We start from the raw sequence: 19,220 nt of genomic DNA on the forward strand, positions 1-19,220 counted from the left end.
CGTTGCCGGAAAATGCCGCCGTTGGCCCGCGCAGGCCGCCCGCCGGGCGCCGCGCTCGAGGCAATTCACGCGGGGCCGGCTACCACACCGTGAGACGGACGGTCCGCGGCTGCCCCCATGCCCGCAGCATCGTGTCGAGCTCCTGCTCGAGCGCGACGCTGTGCGCCAAGAGTAACTGTCGTGCTTCGCGATCCTGCGTATCGAACCGAAGCTGCAGGTCGAAATGCGAAAGCGACACGTGCAGCTCGGTGGCCGTCAGGATCCGGTCGTTCAGCACGACATGGGCTTCCCATTGCCCGCCGGCCGCGACGGCGGGATCGCCGCAGAACGCCGCGATCTCGCGCGACAGCACGCCGAGCAGCCCAAGGTGATCGCGCTGCTCCTGCAGCGTGACCGTCGCGATCGGCGCGGCGGCGCTCGCGATGCGCGCGGCGATGGCCCGGCATTCGGCCAGCTCGGCGGGTGTCGGTGCGGGATCGGACGCAGGGGAGTCGCGCTCGTTCGAGATCAGCGGAAAATGCTCCGCACGCCCGGACGACGGATCGGATTCCTCGGACGGATCGTCCTGCTGGAGCGACGCGGGCGGGGCATCGGACACCGGGCGCACCACGGTGCGGCGCGCGGCCAGCAGCGCTGCGTAGTCGAACCTGCGCGGGCCACGCGCGGGCCGCGGGCTCGCGTCGTCCGGAGGCGGCAGCGCTTGCGCGTCGCGGCTGTCGATGCGGGGCACGGCGCGGCGTCAGACGGTGATGCGGCCGATCGGGCGCAGATCGACGTGCTCGCCCAGTTCCTGGTACGAGTACACGGGCAGCCATCCGAGCTTCGCCTCGATCATCCGGCGCACGTAACGGCGGATGTCCATCGACGTGACGAGCGCGACGCCGTCGGCCGGCTGCGGTCCGACGACCGCCTGGATCTTGTCGATCAGCAGGCCGATCTCGTCCGGCGCGAGTGCCAGGAAATTGCCCGTCGGCGTCTGCTTGATCGCCTGCCGGATATGCTGTTCGATCGGCAAGTCGAGCAGCACGGCGGGCAGCGTGCGCTGGCCGCGCGTCGCGCGATGCGCGAGGAAGCGCGACAGGTCGCCGCGCACGTACTCGGTCAGCATCAGCATGTCCTTTTCCTTCGGCCCCCACGCGATCAGGCTTTCCATGATGGTCCGCACGTTGCGGATCGAAATCTGTTCCTCGAGCAGGCGCCGCAGCACGTCGGCGATCCGCTGCGGCGGCAGCACCTTCTGGACTTCCGCGACGAGCCCCGGGTGATCCTCGCCGAGCTGCTCCAGGATCCACTGCACTTCCTGGATGCCGAGGAACTGCGTCGCATGGTGGCGCATCAGCGCGACCGACGCGTGCGCGACGACCTGCTCGGGGCCCCACGCCGGAATGCGCGCCGGGGCCTCGCGCGCGTCGACCCAGTGGGTCGGCCGGCCGCCGGGATCGATCGGCGGCCGCGGTTCGCCCTTCGCGACCAGCGCGTCGCGCTGCTGCAGGTCCTCGGCCGACAGCGCGGCACCCGTCGCGACGCGCTCGGGCTCCGGCAGCATGACCATGCCGGCCGGCAGCTCGACCAGCAGATGCGGCACATCGTGGATCAGGATTTCCGCGTGCATCGCCGGCAGGCCCGCGTGGGTCCACATCGTGATGCCGGGAAACGGCAGCCCCAGTTCTTCCTGCAGCCGCGCGCGCTCCGCGCCGAACGACTTGTCGAGCACGGGCAGCACCAGCCGCTGCATCAGGTCGGGGGCGACACGCACGCCGATCGGGCAGGCGAACTGCGGCGCGCGCGTCATGATCGCGGGCGTGTCGGCCTTCGCCCCCGAACGCTGCATCGCCTGCAATCCGTCCTGGGCCGGCGCGTGCTCCGACTGCCTGTCGTTCAGCTTGTACGCGATGAACGCGAGGATCCCGGACAGCAGCAGGAACAGCACGACGGGGAAGCCGGGCACCAGCGCGAAGCCGAGCAGCAGCAGCGCGGCGAAATACAGCGCGCGCGAACTCGAGCCGAGCTGACGGCCGATTTCCTCGCCGAGCGAACGCGGTTTGTGGCTGCGCTCGTCCGCGACCCGCGTGATCATCACGCCGGCCGCGACCGACAGCAGCAGCGACGGGATCTGCGACACCATCGCATCGCCGACCGACAGCACCGAGAAGCGGTTCGCCGCCTCGCCCGCGCTCATCCCGTGATAGGCGACACCGACCGCGATGCCCGCGACGATGTTGATGGTCGTGATCAGGAGGCCGGCGATCGCATCGCCTTTCACGAATTTCATCGCGCCATCCATCCCGCCGTGCAACTGGCTCTCGATGGCCAGCGTCGCGCGCCGGTGGCGCGCTTCTTCCGGGCTCAGCAGGTTCGCGCGCAGGTCGGCGTCGATGCTCATCTGCTTGCCCGGCATCGCATCGAGCGTGAAGCGCGCGCCGACCTCGGCCACGCGCTCCGAGCCCTTCGCGATCACGATGAACTGCACGGTCGTGATGATGATGAACACGACCAGCCCGACGACGAGGTTGCCGCCCACCACCAGCTTGCCGAAGCTGTCAATGATGTTGCCGGCCTCGGCATGCAGCAGGATCGACTTGGTCGACGCGATGTTCAGCGAGAGCCGGTAGAGCGTCGTGAACAGCAGCAGCGACGGAAAGGCGGACAGCGACACGATGTCCGGCACGTACATCGTGACCATCAGCAGCGTGACGCTGATCGTGATGTTGATCGCGAGCAGGATGTCGATCAGCTCGGGCGGCAGCGGCAGGATCATCAGCGAGATGATCGCGGTCACCAGCAGCGCGATGCCGATTTCGCCGCCTGCCGGGAACTTGAGGGCCTTGAACATCGGAACGCTCAGTGAAGGGGTGGGGTGGAGGGCGAACCGATCGCGTCGACCCAGCGCAGGATCGCGGCGACCGTCTCGAACAGCTCTTCCGGGATCGGCTGGTTCAGCGTGACCTTGTACAGCGCGCGCGCGACGGGCGGGTTGCCGATGATCGGCACGCCGGCGTCGCGCGCCGCGCGCCGCAGCGAGGCCGCGTCCGCATCCATGCCTTTCGCGATCACGACGGGCAGCGGGTGTTCGTCGGGCGCATAACGCACCGCGACCGCGAAGTGGGTCGGATTGACGACCAGCACGTTGGCCAGGCCCACGCGCGGCTTCGGCGGCGTGCTCGCCAGCTCGCGCGCGAGGCGGCGGCGCTCGCCCTTGAGTTCGGGGCTGCCTTCCTGCTCCTTGTGCTCGCGCTTCACTTCGTCCTTGCTCATCTTCATCTTCTTGATGAACAGGAAGCGCTGCAGCTTGATGTCGACGGAGCCGACCAGCAGGAAAATGCCGACGGAAATCGCGCCGAGCTTCGCCAGCATGTCCCAGAACATCAGCGACAGCCCGCCGAGCGGCTGGTAGATCGATCCGACCACGAGCGGGAACAGCCACTTGATCGACTGCCACATCACCCAGCCGAGGATGATCGCCTTGACGACCATCTTTGCGCAGTCGATCAGGCTCTTCGCGGAAAAGATCCGCTTGATGCCGCTCGCCGGATTCACCGTCTGCATGTTCGGCGTGACCGGCTTGGTCGCGATGCGGAAACCGGCCTGCGCGACGGAGCCGGCCGTCGACGCCAGCGCGGCGGCGAACACGCACGGCACGACCAGCTTCAGCGCGGTGCCGCCGAGCCGGAACAGGTCGGCGTGCATGCGCTCCAGCGTGCGGTCCTGTGCGACGAACGACAGCGGGATCGACACGAGCTCGTGCAGCCCGTCGCGAAACAGCGGCACCGTCGCGACCAGCGCGATCAGCGCACCGGCCATCGACAGCGCGTCGGAGAAATCGGTACTGCGCGAGACCTCGCCGTCCTTGCGCGCGTCCTCGAGTTTCTTGTCGGTGGGCTGTTCGGTCTTTTCGTCGCTCATGGATAGGCCCGCGGCGCATCTCGGCCGGATCGGATCAAAAAGGGGCGCGCATTCGCGCCGCTGCGACGACCTTAGCGCCCGCCGCACGCGGCGGGCGGGTGCGATGCGAAGCGGCGCGGCGCATGCCGAAGCGAGCGGCCGGCCGACGCGGCCCGCCGGGCGCGCTTCGCCTCGTGCGCGCTGGCTTCGCATGCGCGGCGGCGGGCCCGGACGGAATTGCTATGTTGGCAGGCGTCGGCATGCATCCGACGGCGCGCCGCCCGCCGCACGACCGGCCGGCCCGTTTCCCTCTCATCGCAGGAGTGCGTTGCCATGACCGTAGACACGCCCGAATACCTGAACTGCAGCCCGGAATTCATCGGCGGGCTGATCGAGACCGTCTCCGTGGCGCTGCTGGACAATTTTCCGAACACGCCCGTCGACCTGTTCGACATCGAACAGGTGATCGACGCGCTGCGGCTGCTGCGCCCGCGCGTGGTCGAGATCGATGCGCTCGACGGCCTCCTTCGCATGGCGAAGGGACAGTGGCAGGAAGCGAACCAGGTCCTGCTGCGGGTGATCGAGATGCGTCCGCAGTTCGGCTATGCGAAGGCGCTGCTCGCCTTCTCGCTGTCGTCGATGGGCGATCCGTCGTGGCGGCAGATCGCAACCGAGGCGCTCGCGGACGATCCGGACAACAAGGACACGCGAGCACTGGTGCGGGCGCTCGAAGTGAAGGACGAGGTCGATCGCGCGATCCGCGAGCATCGTCCGGGCCAGCCGTTCGTCGCCCCGGCTTCGCTCGAGGAAGCCGGTGCAAGCGCCGACGAACCGGAGCACACTGCGCAGCACGACCCCGCACCGGCGGCCGAGATGTTCCACGGCGGCGCATTCCTGCGCGCGTAACCCGGAGACGCCGACATGTCCATCGATCCCGTCAGCCAGCTCGCACCGGCCGCCCTCGACGCAGCAGCGTCAACACCCTCGGCCGCATCCCCCGCGACGGCCGAACTCGGCGACAAGTTCAGTACGCTGATGGCGCGCGCGCCGATGGCGCCGCCCGAGCACGCAGGCAGCCATCTGTCGTCGTCGGTATCGAAAGCCATCGAGGCGCAGGACGTGCAGTTCCGGCACACGATCGAGGATGTCGGCAAGCTGACGGCCGACCTGCCGGGCATGTCGATGACGGAGATGACCCAGCGCACCATCCAGATGATGTACGAGATGACCAGCATGCAGATGAACATGCAGGTCAAGATGAGCCTGGCTGAATCGTCGAAATCGTCGGTGCAGACGCTGATGAAGAACCAATGAGTCCCGTGGTCCGCCGGCGTGCGGAGCGGAACGTCGCGAACGGCAGTGCCCGAAGGGCGGGTGGCAATCCCATGAAGTCGAATCGTCCCGTGGCGCGCATTGCGGTCGTCGCGCTGTGCATCGTGCTGCTCGGCGGATGCAAGAAGGAACTGTACGGCAATCTCACCGAGCAGGACGCGAACGAGATGCTGGTCGCGCTGCTGGAGCAGGGCGTGTCCGCGAGCAAGGACAGCCCGGACGGCGGCAAGAACTGGATGCTCAACGTCGACGACGCGCAGGTCGTGCGCGCGATGGAGGTGCTGCGCGCGCGCGGGCTGCCGCACAGCAAGTTCAACGACCTCGGCGAGCTGTTCAAGAAGGACGGCCTCGTGTCGACGCCGACCGAGGAGCGCGTGCGCTTCGTGTACGGCATCTCGCAGGAACTGTCGTCGACGCTGTCGAAGATCGACGGCGTGCTGGTCGCGCGCGTGCAGATCGTGCTGCCGAACAACGACCCGCTCGCGCAGGAGATCAAGCCGTCGTCCGCCGCCGTGTTCATCAAGTACCGGCCGGACGCGGACATCAACACGCTGATCCCGCAGATCAAGACGCTCGTGATGCACAGCGTCGAAGGGCTGACCTACGACCACGTGAGCGTCACGACGGTCGCCGCCGATCCGGTCGAGCTGTCGAAATACACGCCGCCCGCGTCGAACCCGTGGTGGATGGTCGCGCTCGGCGCAGCCGTCGCGGCGCTCCTCGCGGGCGCCGGCTTCGCCGCGTACCGGTTCGGTGCGAAACGCGGCGCGCCGTCGCTGCAGGGCTGGCTCGACGCGTTCGCCGGGCGTTTCCGGCCGGCCCGCAAGGAGCCGTAGGCGATGGCGGGATTCGCAGCGCCCGCCGGGCTCGACGCCGGCGTACCGGCCGTGCGCGTCGCAACGGCGCTCGACCGCTATCGCGACAACGTCGATTGCGTCGCCGACTGGGTCCACCCGTCCTGGATCGCGGCCTCGCTCGGCGTGCCCGAGGCACGGCTGCAGGACTGGCGCGCGCTGCTCGCGGGCGCGCCGGCCGGCGCCGCCGTCCGGTGCTCGCGCGCGCTGGTGCGCGCGCTGGGCGTGACGCCGCCGGGGTTCGCCGACTTGTCGCAGGGCGGTTTCGCCCGCATCGGCGCGGCCGTCGCGCCGCAGCCGAATGCGTGCCTGCTGGACGTCGCGCCCGTGCCGCTGACGCTGCGGATCTGGCGGATGCGCGCGCTCCTGCTGCGCCGCGGCGAGGTGCGGCGGTTGATCGACCGGCATGCGCAACGGCGCCTCGCCGACTGGACGGGGCTCGACGTGGACGTGCTGATGAGCGGCCCGAACACCGACAGCGCGAACGACGCGGCCCGTCTTGCCGCCGTATCGATGCCGCCGCTCGCGTCGCTGGATGCGCAGGCGCTCGCGATCGAAGGGATGCTGCTGGTGCTGCGCGACCTGAAAGGCGCAGCCGGACTGCCGTTTCCGCTGTCGCGGCTCGCGTTGCCGCGCATGATCGACGTACCGGCATGGCTCGACGCGTTGCCGACGCAGCACGACGAAGCGGGCACGGCCCGGCTGTTTCGTCGGCTGCCTGAATTGCTTCGGGAGTGGGCATGGTTATTTGGCTGAACAGCAGCCGGCTGACGGCCGGCACCGACGACGAGGGCGAGGGCGGCCCGGCGGTACGGTTCGGCGTGCACGGCGACGTGGTCCGGCGCGAGACGTTCGGCCACCTGCTGTCGATCGCGGACGCCTACGCGCAGCTCGACGCCGATCGGGCGCGGGTGCTCGAGGATGCGCAGGCCGAGGCCGCCGCGATCGTCGCGGCGGGCGAGGAACAGGCCGAACTGCTGCTCGACGCCGCGCGCGATACCTACGACACGGCTGAACAGCGCGGCTACCGCGAAGGCTCGAACCGCGCGCTGTCGGAATGGATGGAGCGGCTCGCCGACGCGACCGATGCGCAGAGCCGCCTGCAGGTCCGCATGCGCGAACGGCTGGCCGACATCATCGCATCGGCGGTCGAGAGCATCGTACGGAGCATGGATCGCGAAGCGCTGTTCGAGCGCGCGCTGTCGACCGTCGACCGGATCATCGACAACTCCACCTACCTGCGCGTCGCGGTGAATCCGCAGGATTACGAAGCGGCGCGCGCCGCGTTCGACCAGCTCGCGGCGAAATGGCGCGATCTCGGCCGGCCGATTCCGGTGTCGATCGTGGCCGACCGGCAGCTCGAGCCGGGCGCATGCGTCTGCGAGACCGATTTCGGCTCGGTCGACGCCAGCCTGAACACCCAGTTGCGGGCCATGCGCAGCGCCGTCGCCCGTGCGCTGAAGCGTTCGATCTACCTCGACCAGGCCGGCACGGACGACGAAGCGGAAAACGGCGATGCCGCGACGGCCGAGGTGTCGGGATGAAGGACGGCTGGTTCGACCGAACGCTCGGCTTCGAGCGCCTGACCGACGAGATCGAGCGCGAGATCCTCGCGCAGCCGGGCGTGCTGCGCACCGGCAAGGTGATCGAGGTGATCGGCACGCTCGTCAAGGTCGGCGGCCTCGACGTGTCGCTGGGCGAGCTGTGCGAGCTGCGCACGCCGGCCGGCGTGCTGCTGCAGCACGCTGAAGTGATCGGCTTCACGCGCGATTGCGCGCTGCTGTCGCCGTTCTCGCGACTGACGGACATCTCGCGCTCGACACAGGTCGTCGGGCTCGGCCGGTCGCTCGCCGTCAAGGTCGGCGACATGCTGCTCGGGCGCGTGATCGACAGTCTCGGCAATCCCGTCGACGGCGGCCCCGACATCGAATCCGATACGCTGCAGCCGGTGTTCGCGTCGCCGCCCGAGCCGATGAGCCGGCGGATGATCGAGACGCCGATGGCAACCGGCGTGCGTGTCGTCGACGGCATGATGACGCTCGCGGAAGGGCAGCGGATGGGCATCTTCGCGCCGGCGGGCGTCGGCAAGAGTACATTGCTCGGCATGTTCGCGCGCGGCACCGACTGCGACATCAACGTGATCGCGCTGATCGGCGAACGCGGCCGCGAGGTGCGCGAATTCGTCGAGCTGATTCTCGGGCCGGCCGGCATGGCGCGATCGGTCGTCGTCTGCGCGACGTCGGACCGTTCGTCGATGGAGCGCGCGAAGGCGGCCTACGTGGCGACGGCGATCGCCGAATACTTCCGCGACCGCGGGCTGCGCGTGCTGCTGATGATGGATTCGCTCACGCGCTTCGCGCGCGCCGGGCGCGAAATCGGGCTGGCCGCCGGCGAGCCGCCGGCCCGGCGCGGCTTCCCGCCGTCGATCTTCGCGGAGCTGCCGCGCCTGCTCGAACGCGCCGGGATGGGCGCGACCGGCTCGATCACGGCGCTCTACACGGTGCTCGCGGAAGACGAAAGCGGCAGCGATCCGATCGCGGAGGAAGTACGCGGGATTCTCGACGGGCACATGATCCTGTCGCGCGACATCGCCGCGCGCAACCAGTATCCGGCCATCGACGTGCTGGGCAGCCTGTCGCGCGTGATGTCGCAGGTGATGCCCGCGCCGTACGTCGACGCGGCCGCGCGCGTGCGCGCCTTGATGGCGAAGTATCGCGAGATCGAGATGCTGCTGCAGATCGGCGAATACAAGCCGGGCGCGAATGCGCTCGCCGACGAGGCGATTGCGCGGCACGACGCGATCAAGGCGTTCCTCTCGCAGCGCACCGACGAAATCGTCGCGCTGGCCGACACCGAGGCGCGGCTGCATGCGCTGACCGCTGCCTGATGGCGGACGCGAACCGTCATCGCATCGCCGCGCTCATGCACGCGAACGCGCGCCGCACGCGCGAGATCGACGCCTGGCGCGGCGAGCTCGCCGCGCGCCACGACGAACGCGCGGGTTTGCTCGCCCGCCGCGCGGCGAAGGTCGAGCAGATCGATGGCGAAACCCGAGTGATCGACGGCTACCAGGCGCGCGTCGCACGGATGACGGGCGGCAGCGAAGGCTTTTCGATCGACACGTTCAACCAGTGCGTGCGGTACATCGGCGTCGTGACCGATCGCAGGCGCGCGATGGCCGCGGAACTGTCGCAGCTCGACGGCCTGATCGACGGTGTCGATAGCGAGATCGCACGGATCCAGCGCGACATCGCACGCAATACGCAGCGGATCGACCAGTGCAGCGAACGGATCGCGGCCATCCGGCAGGCGATCGACCTCGCGCGCGAGGACGCGCAGGACGAAGAAAACGAGGAAATCGCCACGTCCCGGTTCATCCGGGCACATGCCGCCCAGGGATGACACCGGATGATCCAGACGCTCGAACCGCTCGTCGGCCTGCATGGCCTCTTCATCGGCTACCTGACGGTAACCGGCGTCTGCTCGCTGCGGCTCTTCGTGCTGATGTTCGTGTTTCCGCCGACCGCGGACGGCGTGATCCAGGGCACGGTGCGCAACGCGATCGCGATCGTGTTCAGCGCGTACGTCGCGATGGGCCAGCCGATCGCGTTCATCGAATCGCTGCACGGCCTGTTCCTCGCCGAAGTGATGCTGCGCGAGGCGGCCATCGGGCTGGTGCTCGGCTATGCGGCGTCGACCGTGTTCTGGGTCGCGGAAAGCGTGGGCGTCTACATCGACGACCTGACCGGACACAACAACATCCAGATCACCAATCCGGCCAGCCAGGAGCAGAGCACGCCGGTCGGCACGTTGCTGCAGCAGGTCGCGATCATGGCGTTCTGGGCGCTCGGCGGGATGACGTTCCTGCTCGGCACGCTGTACGAATCGTATGGCTGGTGGCCGGTAGCGAAAGGGGCGCCGATCGCCGGCGACATCGTGGAGTCTTTCGTGCTCCGGCAGACGGATACGCTGATGCAGTCGATCGCGAAGCTCGCCGCGCCGCTGCTGTTCATCCTGGTGCTGGTCGACATTGCGTTCGGCTTCGTGTCGAAATCGGCGTCGAAGCTCGATATTTCCAGCCTGAGCCAGCCGGTGAAGGCCGCGGTCGCGATCGCGATGCTGGCGATCTTCATCGGATTGTTCGTCGACCAGGTACATGGGCAACTGGCCCTGAATTCCCTCGAAGCGCAGTGGAATGGAATTTTCTCAAATCATGGGAATGCAGATAAACATTAGTTTACTAATTCATTTCAAACTCAATCTTTCTCAAAACCCCGCGAAAGATTAGATTAATTGAGTTTCTTCATATTTCATTCCGTTACGCTGTTCTCCAAGGCGGCCTGACAAGCCGGCACGCACTGGAGTCAGCTATGTTTTCGACACTTTATTTCCCGCTTGCCGCGTATCTGGGAACCCCGGATTTCGCCGCAGGGCGGGACCGTTTTGGCGCCATGCTGTTCAACGGCGACATTGGCGTCGCACGCCAGTTGGCAAGCCGCTGGGCGGACGAGGCCGATGCGCTGCGCAATCCGCCGCATGCGCTGCAACTGCACGCGGACATGCAGTTGCTGACCGGCGGCGACGTGGAAGCGGAGGAGGCCTATCGGGCCGCGCAACGCCTCAGCAACGCATCGCGCCAGGCGCTGCGCGCGGAGTCCTGCCGCAACACCGCGTGGCAGGCGTTCTTCCGCTACCGGCTCAACACCGCGCTGGCCTGCTTCGGCCGTGCGGCGGACGAGGACGACATCCCGATCGATCGCGTGCTCGAAGTCCGCGTCGGCATCGTCTGCGTGCTCCATGAACTGGGTCGCGTGAGCGAAGCGCTCGGCGAACTGGACGAATTGCGCGAACTGGCCCGCGAGGCGCCGGAATCGACCATGCCGGCGTGGCAGGAGCTGCTCGCGGCGCTGAAGCTCGACATCGCGATGCAGTGCACGCTGCGCTCGTCGGTATCGCTGCAGGATCACGTCTACTGGCAGTCGGGCTCGATGCAGGGCCGCTCCGCGCGGGCGTCGCTGCACGAGTACCTCGACAGCGCGCAAAGCAGGATCGATCTCGCGAGCGTGCATCTTCCCGTGCTGCGTGCACGCGTCGACTACCTGTGCCAGTTGCGCGACGCGACCGGTGCCGACCGGAATGCGGTCGACGGGTTGCTGAAGCATGTGAACTGGGCGCGCGACCACAACCTGCGCGACTACCAGCGCACGCTGCGGCTCGAGATCGCGCTCGCGATGCTCGCGTGCGACGCCGCACAGGTCGCCGACATGATCCTCGAGCCGCTGTACGGCGCCGCACAGTCCGGCGTGGCCGGACACCGGCAGATCGAATACCTGTACTGCGTGGCCAAGACCCGCCAGGCGCAGGGACGGCTGAAGGACGCGCAGCAGTTCTACAGTCGTTATGCGCTGACCTCGATGGAGTGCCTGCGCGAAGCGCTGTCGGCCCGCGTGCCGTTCCTCGAACGCAAGATCCGCGAGACGTCGCAGCTCGACGACATCGGCGCGCGCCTGCCGGCCCGCTATCGGCGCGCGTACAGCTTTTTGCTCGAGAACCTCGAGCACGCCGATCTGTCCGTGCGCGACATCGCCGCGGAAGTCGGCGTGACCGAGCGGGCGCTGCAAAGCGCGTTCAAGAAATTCCTGAACATGTCGCCGACCGAGCTGATCCGCCGCCAGCGGATGGAGCGCATTCGCTCCGAGCTCGTGGACGGCTCGGCGTCCGACGGCGGCGTGCTGGCCACCGCCAGCCGCTGGGGCGTGCAGAACCGCTCGACGCTGATCAACGGCTATCGAAAGCAGTTCGACGAAGCGCCGTCGCACACGCTCGAACGATAACGAACCGATTTTTCCTTCCGTAACGGGTGTGCGACAGCGATGAGATCGAAGGCGATATTTTGCGCGGCGTGGGCCGTGTGGGTAATCTGCATGGGTGCGACGGCGGCAGCGCACGCGGACGCGGTGCGCTGGCGCAGCAGCGTCGCCCACGTGACGGCCGAAGGCAAGGACCTGAAGGACGTGCTGCGTGACCTGCTCGCGAGCCAGGGCGTGACGGCCTCGATCGCCGACAACGTCCAGGGCACCGTGACCGGTCGCTTCGACATGCCGCCGCAACGGATCCTCGACACGCTTGCCGCGACGTTCGGCTTCGTCTGGTTCTACGACGGCAGCGTCATGTCGATCAGTAATGCGAACGACGTCACGCGGCAGATCGTCCGGCTCGACAATGCCTCGATCACCGATCTAAACGCCACGCTGCGCGGCATGCGGCTCGACGACAAGCGCTATCCGCTGACCTACGACAACAGCGCGCGCACCGTGATCATCAGCGGGCCGCCGCAGTACGTGCAGATGGTGGCCGGCGTCGCGAAGCATCTCGACGAGAACATGCAGCGCTCGAACGGCACGGTGGTGCGCGCGTTCAAGCTGAGCAGCGCGTGGGCCGCCGACCACAAGGTGCAGCTCGACGGCAAGAACGTGGTCGTGCCGGGCGTCGCGACGGTCGTGTCGAATCTCTATCATTCGAAGCAGTCCGGCGCGGGCGGCAGCAATGCCGCGCCGGCGATCGGCGGCCTGGAGCGGCTGTCGCCGATGACCGATGCGAGCGGCGGCACGACGGGCGGCTCGCCGGTGCCGCCGCTGCCGCCGGGCATGGCGGGCGGCGACGCGTCGCGCAGCCTGGTGAGCGGCCTGCTCGGCGGCGGCCAGGCCGGCGGCGCCAGGAATGGCGCGGTGACGGACGCGTCGCAGGGCGGGGCGGGCAGCGCGACGGCGTACGATGCGGGGCCGGGCGACCGGAGCCTGCCGGTGGTGGAAGCCGATCCGACCACCAACTCGGTGCTGATCCGCGATACGCCGCAACGCATCGGGCTTTATGCGCCGCTGATCGAGAAGCTCGACGCGCGCCCGAACCTGATCGAGATCGAGGCGCACATCATCGAGATCGACGACGACCTGCTGCGGCAGATCGGCGTGGACTGGCGCGCGCACAACAGCCACGTCGACCTTCAGACCGGCTCGGGCACGATGCAGCAGAACGGCTACAACGGCAACATCAACCCGAACTTCGGCGTGACGACGCTGGCCGACGGCACCACGTCCGTCGCGGCCACGCCCGTCGGCGGCGCGATCACCGCGGTGCTCGGCAATGCCGGGCGCTATCTGCTCGCGCGGATCACCGCGCTGGAATCGACGTCGGAGGCGAGGATCGATTCGAGCCCGAAGGTCGCGACGCTCGACAACGTCGAGGCCGTGATGGACAACAAGACGCGCTTTTTCGTGCGCGTGCAGGGCTATACGTCCGGCGATCTGTATTCGGTGTCGACCGGCACGTCGCTGCGCGTGCTGCCGATGGTCGTGCAGGACAACGGCGCGACGCGCATCAAGCTCGACGTGCATATCGAGGACGGTCAGCTCACAGGCGACCTCGTCGATACGCTACCGGTGATCACGAGCAGCGAGATCAACACGCAGGCGTTCGTCGGCGAAGGGGAGAGCCTGCTGATTGCCGGCTACAGCACCGACAAGGATTCGAACGGCGTCGCCCGGGTGCCGTGGGTGTCGAAGATCCCGCTGCTCGGCGCGCTGTTCCGGAATACCGACCGGTCGCACAAGCACATGGAACGCGTGTTCCTGCTGACGCCGCGGATCATTCACTTCTGACCCGACGGGGCGTACGCTCGCGCGGCGCCGTCGATTCAGGCGCCGCCGCTTGGGTGGATGCCCGTCATGCCTTGTTCCGGTCGGACATCACGATATTGACCGTCTTGCTCGGGTCGCCCGCGAGGCCCATCGCGGCCGCATCGTCGGTCGAGTACAGGTACGGACGGATCGCGTCGCCGTCGCCGGCGGTGCGCCCGTTGGACAGCGTCACGGTCATGTTCTCGTCGTTGCCGGCGAAATCCTTGTCGCCGTCGACCTTGCTCACGTCCGGATTGCCCGCGCTGGACGCCTGACCGTTGTCGGCCCCGCCGTCTTCGTACAGCACCTCGTCCGGATGCGTATTGCCGCTCGCATCGGACGGCGAGATCCGCACGCCGATGTCGTGCGAACCGCCGACGAAGGTGCCGGTCTGGCCTGGCGCGAGCGTGAGGGTCGCCTTGTTCTGGCCTTGCACGGAGTACGTGAACGACTCGGGCCGGTTCGTGTTGTTGGTGACGTTGAAGGTCTTGTCGTTGCCCGTGCCGGTGTTGACGGTTTGCGTCGACGCCGGGTCGATGCCTTCTATCGCACCGGCCTGCGCCACGCCGCCGGTGTTGGTCGACAGTTTTGCGGGGCTTCCGGAAAGCGGCCCGCCAGTCGGCCGGATCTGGTCGTGCCGGGTGTTCTGTGTGTTCTGCGTGTTCGGATCGATCGGCGCATTCGGGCCGTTCTGACGCGATGTCTGCGGTGATGTCTGCGGCAAGGCATCGTAGTTGGCCAGCGGCGGGGCGGACCGGCTCGTGCCGCCCACCGCCGGCGGCGATGACGAATCGTCACCGTTCTGCCCCGACAACAGGCTCTTGAGCGCCGCCATCAGCTCCTGGATGATCTGCGCGACCTGTTGCGAACCGGGGTTGTCCGCCGATCCGGCATCGGGCGCGGAATCGCCCCGGGAAATCGGGGCGTTGCCCTGGAGGGTGATGGTGATCATGATCGCCGTTCTCCGCGAGGAGTAGACAGGGTAGGCGCGCGTCACGCATTCGCACCGGCCGGCACCGTTGGCCGGCGGCATGCGAGGCAGGCCGTTCGACTGTATGCCTCGGCGCGGCGCCCGGGCAGCCCGACACGAAACGCCGGCGCATGGTGCGAAGCGCCGGAACGACGCGGAGCGGCCGATCGGCCGCGACTTCGCCCGACGGCGCCAACCGCGCGCCATGCCTCGTTCCGATCTCGTTCCGATTCGCAAACCCGTCGCCTGCTTCGCACCGGCCGCGCGTGTCGCTCGCCGCGCGGCCTATAGTCCGTCGAAGTGGCTCGTCATGCGATTCCCGGAATGAAGGAGGCAGTCATGTCCTTGTCAGTGAGTGTGAATTCCACCGGGTCGACGAATTTCGACCCTTCGCAGGATTCCGGTTCGAACCAGGCGCAGATCACGCAGGTGCTGGCCCAGCTCGAGCAGATCCTGCAGGCGGTGTTCGCCGCGCTCAAGCAAGCGTCGGCCGCCGACGGAACGCAGCCTGCCGGCGGCGGAAGCGGGGGCGGGAGCCCGCCGATACGGCTGGCGAGTGACGACGGCGGTGGAGGCGGCAGCAACGGCACGCCGCTTTCGTTCTCGCTGAACGGGCCATCGTCGAACAACGCGCCGCCGGCAAATACCGGCGTACCGCAAGGCGGCCAGAGCGACGGGCAGGCGCACGGCCAGACCACGTCGACGCTGCCCACGAACACCGGCGGCAGTGCGGCGAACGCGATCGCGGACGACTTGCGCAGCCGCTACGGGCTGAACGACACGCAGATCGCCGGCGTGCTCGGCAACCTGCAGCAGGAAAGCGGGCTGAAGCCGAACGTCAACCAGGGCGGCGCCGAAGGTGCGCCGTCGGGCAACTTCGCGGACGACAACGGGAACGGCTGGGGGCTCGCGCAATGGGGCGGTGCCCGCAAGCAGGGCGAGATCGCGTATGCGCAGCAGCACAACCTCGATCCGGGCAGCCTCGACGCGAATATCGGCTACATGAACCAGGAACTCGACGGTCCGTACAGCAAGACGATCTCCGACCTGAAAAACACGACGAACGTATCGCAGGCCGCCCAGGTCTGGGACACCGACTATGAGCAGGCGACCGATCCGCAGATGGACAACCGGCTCCAGTACGCGCAGAACTTCCTGAACGAAGGCCTTTGAACCGTATTCGCCGTTCAGGGCAGGCGGTCCGCTTGTCCGCCTGACTCGACTCATCCCGCACCTGCGGCGGCACACCCGCTGCATTCGTGACAGGCAACGTGCTTCGCCGTTCAGGGCAGGCGGTCCATTTGTCAGCCTGACTCGACTCGTCCCGTACCTGCGGCGGACACCCGCTGCATTCGTGACCGGCAACGTGCCCGGTCAGCCTGAGACGCGGTGCTCAACTACGCCGCGCCGGACATCTTCCGCATCGTCTGATGGAGCGACGGCGGTCAGCCGGACCACGAGAGGCGCATGACACGCGCCCGTTCAACGGCGACAAGACGAATACTCGTCGCAGCGGTGCCATCCGGTGATTCGACGGGGCCCCGGCTGTCACATCGGCCGACATTTCTCCTTGCACCTTGTTCGACATGCCTTTCGCCAAAGCAAAGGCCATCTCTCACATGAGCCTGTCCTTGCCGAGCCGATATCGCTCACGAAAAACACCGGGCGAGGCCGAGAGCGCCTCTCTGCTCAACATTATAGAAATAATGTCAAATTAATAGGCATGGACGATTGGATATTTAACGGTTTACGTTATATTATTTACGAAATTCCCGACGAAACCCGCCATGTCCGATCTCGCTGCCGACGAACCCCGCCTGACCGCCGAAATCGAGCGCCTCAAGGCCGACTTCCCGAAAACCCGCGAGCTGTACCGTGAAGCCTGCGCGCTGCTGTTCTTCCGCTTCGGCATCACGCCCACGGCAAACCGGCTGTATCAGCTCGTCCGCAAGGGCAGCATGAGCACGCCGACGGCCGTCCTCGGCGAGTTCTGGGCCGAGTTGCGGGAAAAGAGCCGCGTCCGCATCGAGCATCCCGACCTGCCGGCCGATCTGCAGGCGGCAGCCGGCGAACTGGTCGCCGCGCTGTGGAACCGGTCAAGCAACGACGCGGCGGCCGCGCTCGATGCGCTGCGCGCGGAAGTCGAAGCGGAACGCGTCGCGGCGAAAACGGAAGTCGCGACGCTGCAGGCCGAGCTGGCCCGCACCGAAACCGCGCTGGAGCAACGCACGACTGCGCTGCTGGCCGCGCAGGTGCGCATTCAGGAACTGGAGCAGGCGAGGGCGGCCGACGAAGCATTGCGGCACGCGCTGCAAGCGGATATCGAGCGCCTGAAGGCCGACAACGCGGAAGGCGACCGCGCACTCGCGCAGGCGCGCGCGGATTTCACGACCCAGCTCGACCGGCTGCGCGACGACGCGGGCCGCGCCGAGGAGCGCTTGCGCGCGTCGGAAAAACGGGCGCTTCACGAGATCGATCGTGAGCGGCTCACGGCCGCGCGTTTGCAAAAGGAACTCGACGCGACGGCAACGCGCACGGAACAACGCGATGCGCAACACCGGAAGGACATCGCCGATCTGCAGGCGCAACTCGGCGACGCGCTACACCGATGCGGCGTGCTTCAGGGGCAGCTGGACGGCGCGCAGGCGACCGAGGCGGCACGTGGCAAGGAACTCGACGCATTGAGGCGCGAGATCACGGTTCTCGCCCGCCGGACGCCGCTGCGCGGCGTCAAGACGGCGCCGGCCGCGCAGCGGGAAGCGCGCAAGGCCCGCACGAGAACGCGCGCCGACGAAGCGCCGCGCTGACGATGAAACCGCCAGCGCGTGCCGATCGATAGCGGCGCACGCCGCAAGGCGAGCCTGCCCGATTCAACTCAACTCGCCACGTATCGCGACGGCAGCGGCGGCGCGTCCGCCGGAATCGTCACGAGCGACGTATTCAGCCAGCCCTGCGGCGTGCCGTTCGACTGCGCATAGGCGCCAACGTACGGCATCATCCGCGTCGTCTGGTAGACCTGCGGCGTCCAGCCGGCCGGCGCGAGGAAGATCGACGTCGCGCGCTTCTCGCTGTACGCGGACGCGCCGTACGTCGAGATGTTCCACAGCGTCTGTTGATACGTCGTGTAGTCCGCGTTGTGACGCGAACCGCCGGCCTGCCACCCTTCGAGCTGGATGAACGTGTTGTACGTGCCGGCGCCCGCGAGCAGGTTGTTCACCGTGCGCCCGTACAGGAACGACAGGATCAGCCCGCAGTTCGCCGGCGCGAAATCGCTGCCGACGCTCAGGTAGTAGCGGCCCGTCGTGTTCAGGACCGACGCGTAGTGCGAGTTGCCGATATCCGTCGACGTCGTCAGTCCGCTCGCGCCCATGAAGCTGTCGAACGCCTGCATCGTGACGCCCGCCGGCAGGTCGCTCGTTGCGCTGATCGCGACGAGGTGCGAACCGGCCGCCAGCAACGTCAGGAACGCGGACAACGTCGCCGCGATCCAGTTGCCTTGCGCGTCGACGAACGGAAAGGCGCGATAGCCCGTCAACGCGAAGACCGCCGGGTCCGTACCGGCCTGCCATGCGATCTGCGGCACCCACATCGTCAGCGGGCCGGCATTCGACGCGCTCGACACGTACTGCTTCAGCGCATCGATCAGCTGCGCATCGGCGGCGGGCAGCACGGTGTATGACGCGCCGTTCTGCCAGCGCTGCACCCATTGCGCGACGAAGCCCGCGAGCTGGCCGCCGGTGAAGTCGGCGGGCGGCACGTAGCCGAGCGACCCGGTGCCCTGGTACGCGGACTGGATGGCCGCGGCCGTGCGCACGTTGCTGCCGAACATGCTGTTCGCGAAATCCTGGCAGTTGTTGGCCGGCGGCGTCGCGAGCTGTGCGAGCGGGACGACCCATGCGCCGTTCGCGGTCGCGACGCCGCGATACAGGTTGAGATTCGCGACCGAGTCGTGACCGGGAAACGTCGCGGCGTCGGCGCCCGACACGTAGCCGGCCGACGGCGTGACGCCGACCGTGGTCGGCTGCGAGCCGAACGGATGCGTGTACGTGATCGCGAACGATGCGTCGCCGCCGGCGAGGCTGAACGACCCCGTGCAATCGCCCCAGCTGTTCGATGCGCTGACGGCCGTCGATTGCCCGGTTGCGACCCGCGCCTGCGATGCCTGCGGCGTCGAGCCGCTCTGGCTCGCCGCATTGCCGAACGCGAGCGTCGTCGACGGAATCGCGTTGGTGACGTTGATCGTGATCGAGCGATCGGCGATGCCGTAGCTGCGCGCGGACGCATTCGCGGCACCGGCCGCGGCAAGCGACGACGCGGATGTCGGATTGCCGTCGCCGCCGCAAGCGGCCAGCGTGCCGACGAGCGGCGACAGGGTCAGCGCGGCGCCGCGCTGGATGAAGCGTCGACGGTTCGGCGCGGGCGGACGGGCGGGTTTCGAGGCGGTCATGGGGCGTTCCTGGTCACGGGTTCGAGAGGAGGCAACGACGGTCCGGCGCATTGCACACG

General features: G+C 67.9%; 17 protein-coding genes. 12 read left to right on the top strand and 5 right to left on the bottom strand.

Annotated features, from left to right (window positions below; all coding sequences use genetic code 11):
- Positions 1-79: 79 nt before the first annotated feature.
- The 3 genes from sctP to sctU are packed head-to-tail and all read right to left on the bottom strand — an operon-like array spanning position 80 to position 3,903.
- Entirely contained in the window at positions 80-730 is a 651-nt protein-coding gene (gene sctP, locus HWX87_RS01895) for a type III secretion system protein SctP (protein ID WP_176045399.1), read from the bottom strand.
- A 9-nt stretch (positions 731-739) separates the two neighbouring features.
- Entirely contained in the window at positions 740-2,833 is a 2,094-nt protein-coding gene (gene sctV, locus HWX87_RS01900) for a type III secretion system export apparatus subunit SctV (RefSeq protein WP_176045400.1), read from the bottom strand.
- Positions 2,834-2,841: 8 nt separating this feature from the next.
- A complete protein-coding gene (gene sctU / locus HWX87_RS01905; RefSeq protein ID WP_176045401.1) occupies positions 2,842-3,903 on the bottom strand; it encodes a type III secretion system export apparatus subunit SctU in 1,062 nt (353 codons plus the stop codon).
- 312 nt (positions 3,904-4,215) lie between these two features.
- Here sctU and HWX87_RS01910 point away from each other — a divergent pair, with 312 nt between their 5' ends.
- From HWX87_RS01910 to sctC, 10 genes are all read left to right on the top strand, one after another.
- A complete protein-coding gene (locus HWX87_RS01910; RefSeq protein WP_176045402.1) occupies positions 4,216-4,788 on the top strand; it encodes an HrpB1 family type III secretion system apparatus protein in 573 nt (190 codons plus the stop codon).
- A 15-nt stretch (positions 4,789-4,803) separates the two neighbouring features.
- On the top strand, positions 4,804-5,196 hold the full coding sequence (locus HWX87_RS01915; RefSeq protein WP_176045403.1) for a type III secretion protein HrpB2: 393 nt from the start codon (positions 4,804-4,806) through the stop codon (positions 5,194-5,196).
- A gap of 71 nt (positions 5,197-5,267) precedes the next feature.
- The gene (gene sctJ, locus HWX87_RS01920; protein WP_176045404.1) at positions 5,268-6,050 is read left to right on the top strand and encodes a type III secretion inner membrane ring lipoprotein SctJ; all 783 of its coding nucleotides are present in this window, start codon (positions 5,268-5,270) and stop codon (positions 6,048-6,050) included.
- 3 nt (positions 6,051-6,053) lie between these two features.
- Positions 6,054-6,824, top strand: a complete 771-nt coding sequence (locus HWX87_RS01925) for a type III secretion protein HrpB4 (protein WP_176045405.1) — start codon at positions 6,054-6,056, stop codon at positions 6,822-6,824.
- Complete coding sequence (gene sctL / locus HWX87_RS01930) at positions 6,809-7,612, top strand: type III secretion system stator protein SctL (protein WP_176045406.1); 804 nt, start codon at positions 6,809-6,811, stop codon at positions 7,610-7,612. Before HWX87_RS01925 ends, sctL begins: the two co-directional genes overlap by 16 nt.
- The gene (gene sctN / locus HWX87_RS01935) at positions 7,609-8,955 is read left to right on the top strand and encodes a type III secretion system ATPase SctN (protein WP_176045407.1); all 1,347 of its coding nucleotides are present in this window, start codon (positions 7,609-7,611) and stop codon (positions 8,953-8,955) included. The genes sctL and sctN overlap by 4 nt, the downstream gene beginning before the upstream one ends.
- Complete coding sequence (locus HWX87_RS01940) at positions 8,955-9,470, top strand: type III secretion protein SctO (protein ID WP_176045408.1); 516 nt, start codon at positions 8,955-8,957, stop codon at positions 9,468-9,470. The genes sctN and HWX87_RS01940 overlap by 1 nt, the downstream gene beginning before the upstream one ends.
- Before the next feature lie 6 nt (positions 9,471-9,476).
- Positions 9,477-10,304, top strand: a complete 828-nt coding sequence (sctT, locus tag HWX87_RS01945) for a type III secretion system export apparatus subunit SctT (protein ID WP_176045409.1) — start codon at positions 9,477-9,479, stop codon at positions 10,302-10,304.
- Positions 10,305-10,438: 134 nt separating this feature from the next.
- The gene (locus HWX87_RS01950; protein WP_176045410.1) at positions 10,439-11,902 is read left to right on the top strand and encodes a helix-turn-helix transcriptional regulator; all 1,464 of its coding nucleotides are present in this window, start codon (positions 10,439-10,441) and stop codon (positions 11,900-11,902) included.
- Between the two features lie 39 nt (positions 11,903-11,941).
- Positions 11,942-13,726, top strand: a complete 1,785-nt coding sequence (gene sctC, locus HWX87_RS01955) for a type III secretion system outer membrane ring subunit SctC (RefSeq protein ID WP_176045411.1) — start codon at positions 11,942-11,944, stop codon at positions 13,724-13,726.
- 64 nt (positions 13,727-13,790) lie between these two features.
- Here the strand turns inward: sctC and HWX87_RS01960 are convergent, their stop codons facing one another.
- On the bottom strand, positions 13,791-14,696 hold the full coding sequence (locus tag HWX87_RS01960) for a hypothetical protein (protein WP_176045412.1): 906 nt from the start codon (positions 14,694-14,696) through the stop codon (positions 13,791-13,793).
- A 357-nt stretch (positions 14,697-15,053) separates the two neighbouring features.
- On the opposite strand from HWX87_RS01960, the gene HWX87_RS01965 reads away from it, so the two are divergent.
- Positions 15,054-15,887, top strand: coding sequence for a phage tail tip lysozyme (locus tag HWX87_RS01965; protein WP_176045413.1), 834 nt, complete (start codon positions 15,054-15,056; stop codon positions 15,885-15,887).
- 614 nt (positions 15,888-16,501) lie between these two features.
- A complete protein-coding gene (locus tag HWX87_RS01970) occupies positions 16,502-17,521 on the top strand; it encodes a DNA-binding protein (protein ID WP_176045414.1) in 1,020 nt (339 codons plus the stop codon).
- 68 nt (positions 17,522-17,589) lie between these two features.
- Here HWX87_RS01970 and HWX87_RS01975 read toward each other — a convergent pair whose 3' ends face one another.
- A complete protein-coding gene (locus HWX87_RS01975; protein WP_176045415.1) occupies positions 17,590-19,161 on the bottom strand; it encodes a hypothetical protein in 1,572 nt (523 codons plus the stop codon).
- Positions 19,162-19,220 lie beyond the last annotated feature (59 nt).

It is taken from the genome of Burkholderia sp. BCC1644, from assembly GCF_902833225.1.
Taxonomy (GTDB): Bacteria; Pseudomonadota; Gammaproteobacteria; order Burkholderiales; family Burkholderiaceae; genus Burkholderia.

Excerpts from the sequence above, each read along its gene's own strand:
- sctV (WP_176045400.1), bottom strand. The coding sequence starts at position 2,833 with ATGTTCAAGGCCCTCAAGTTCCCGGCAGGCGGCGAAATCGGCATCGCG.
- sctU (WP_176045401.1), bottom strand. The coding sequence starts at position 3,903 with ATGAGCGACGAAAAGACCGAACAGCCCACCGACAAGAAACTCGAGGAC.
- HWX87_RS01910 (WP_176045402.1), top strand. The coding sequence starts at position 4,216 with ATGACCGTAGACACGCCCGAATACCTGAACTGCAGCCCGGAATTCATC.
- HWX87_RS01915 (WP_176045403.1), top strand. The coding sequence starts at position 4,804 with ATGTCCATCGATCCCGTCAGCCAGCTCGCACCGGCCGCCCTCGACGCA.
- sctJ (WP_176045404.1), top strand. The coding sequence starts at position 5,268 with ATGAAGTCGAATCGTCCCGTGGCGCGCATTGCGGTCGTCGCGCTGTGC.
- HWX87_RS01925 (WP_176045405.1), top strand. The coding sequence starts at position 6,054 with ATGGCGGGATTCGCAGCGCCCGCCGGGCTCGACGCCGGCGTACCGGCC.
- sctL (WP_176045406.1), top strand. The coding sequence starts at position 6,809 with ATGGTTATTTGGCTGAACAGCAGCCGGCTGACGGCCGGCACCGACGAC.
- sctN (WP_176045407.1), top strand. The coding sequence starts at position 7,609 with ATGAAGGACGGCTGGTTCGACCGAACGCTCGGCTTCGAGCGCCTGACC.
- HWX87_RS01940 (WP_176045408.1), top strand. The coding sequence starts at position 8,955 with ATGGCGGACGCGAACCGTCATCGCATCGCCGCGCTCATGCACGCGAAC.
- sctT (WP_176045409.1), top strand. The coding sequence starts at position 9,477 with ATGATCCAGACGCTCGAACCGCTCGTCGGCCTGCATGGCCTCTTCATC.
- HWX87_RS01950 (WP_176045410.1), top strand. The coding sequence starts at position 10,439 with ATGTTTTCGACACTTTATTTCCCGCTTGCCGCGTATCTGGGAACCCCG.
- sctC (WP_176045411.1), top strand. The coding sequence starts at position 11,942 with ATGAGATCGAAGGCGATATTTTGCGCGGCGTGGGCCGTGTGGGTAATC.
- HWX87_RS01960 (WP_176045412.1), bottom strand. The coding sequence starts at position 14,696 with ATGATCACCATCACCCTCCAGGGCAACGCCCCGATTTCCCGGGGCGAT.
- HWX87_RS01965 (WP_176045413.1), top strand. The coding sequence starts at position 15,054 with ATGTCCTTGTCAGTGAGTGTGAATTCCACCGGGTCGACGAATTTCGAC.
- HWX87_RS01970 (WP_176045414.1), top strand. The coding sequence starts at position 16,502 with ATGTCCGATCTCGCTGCCGACGAACCCCGCCTGACCGCCGAAATCGAG.
- HWX87_RS01975 (WP_176045415.1), bottom strand. The coding sequence starts at position 19,161 with ATGACCGCCTCGAAACCCGCCCGTCCGCCCGCGCCGAACCGTCGACGC.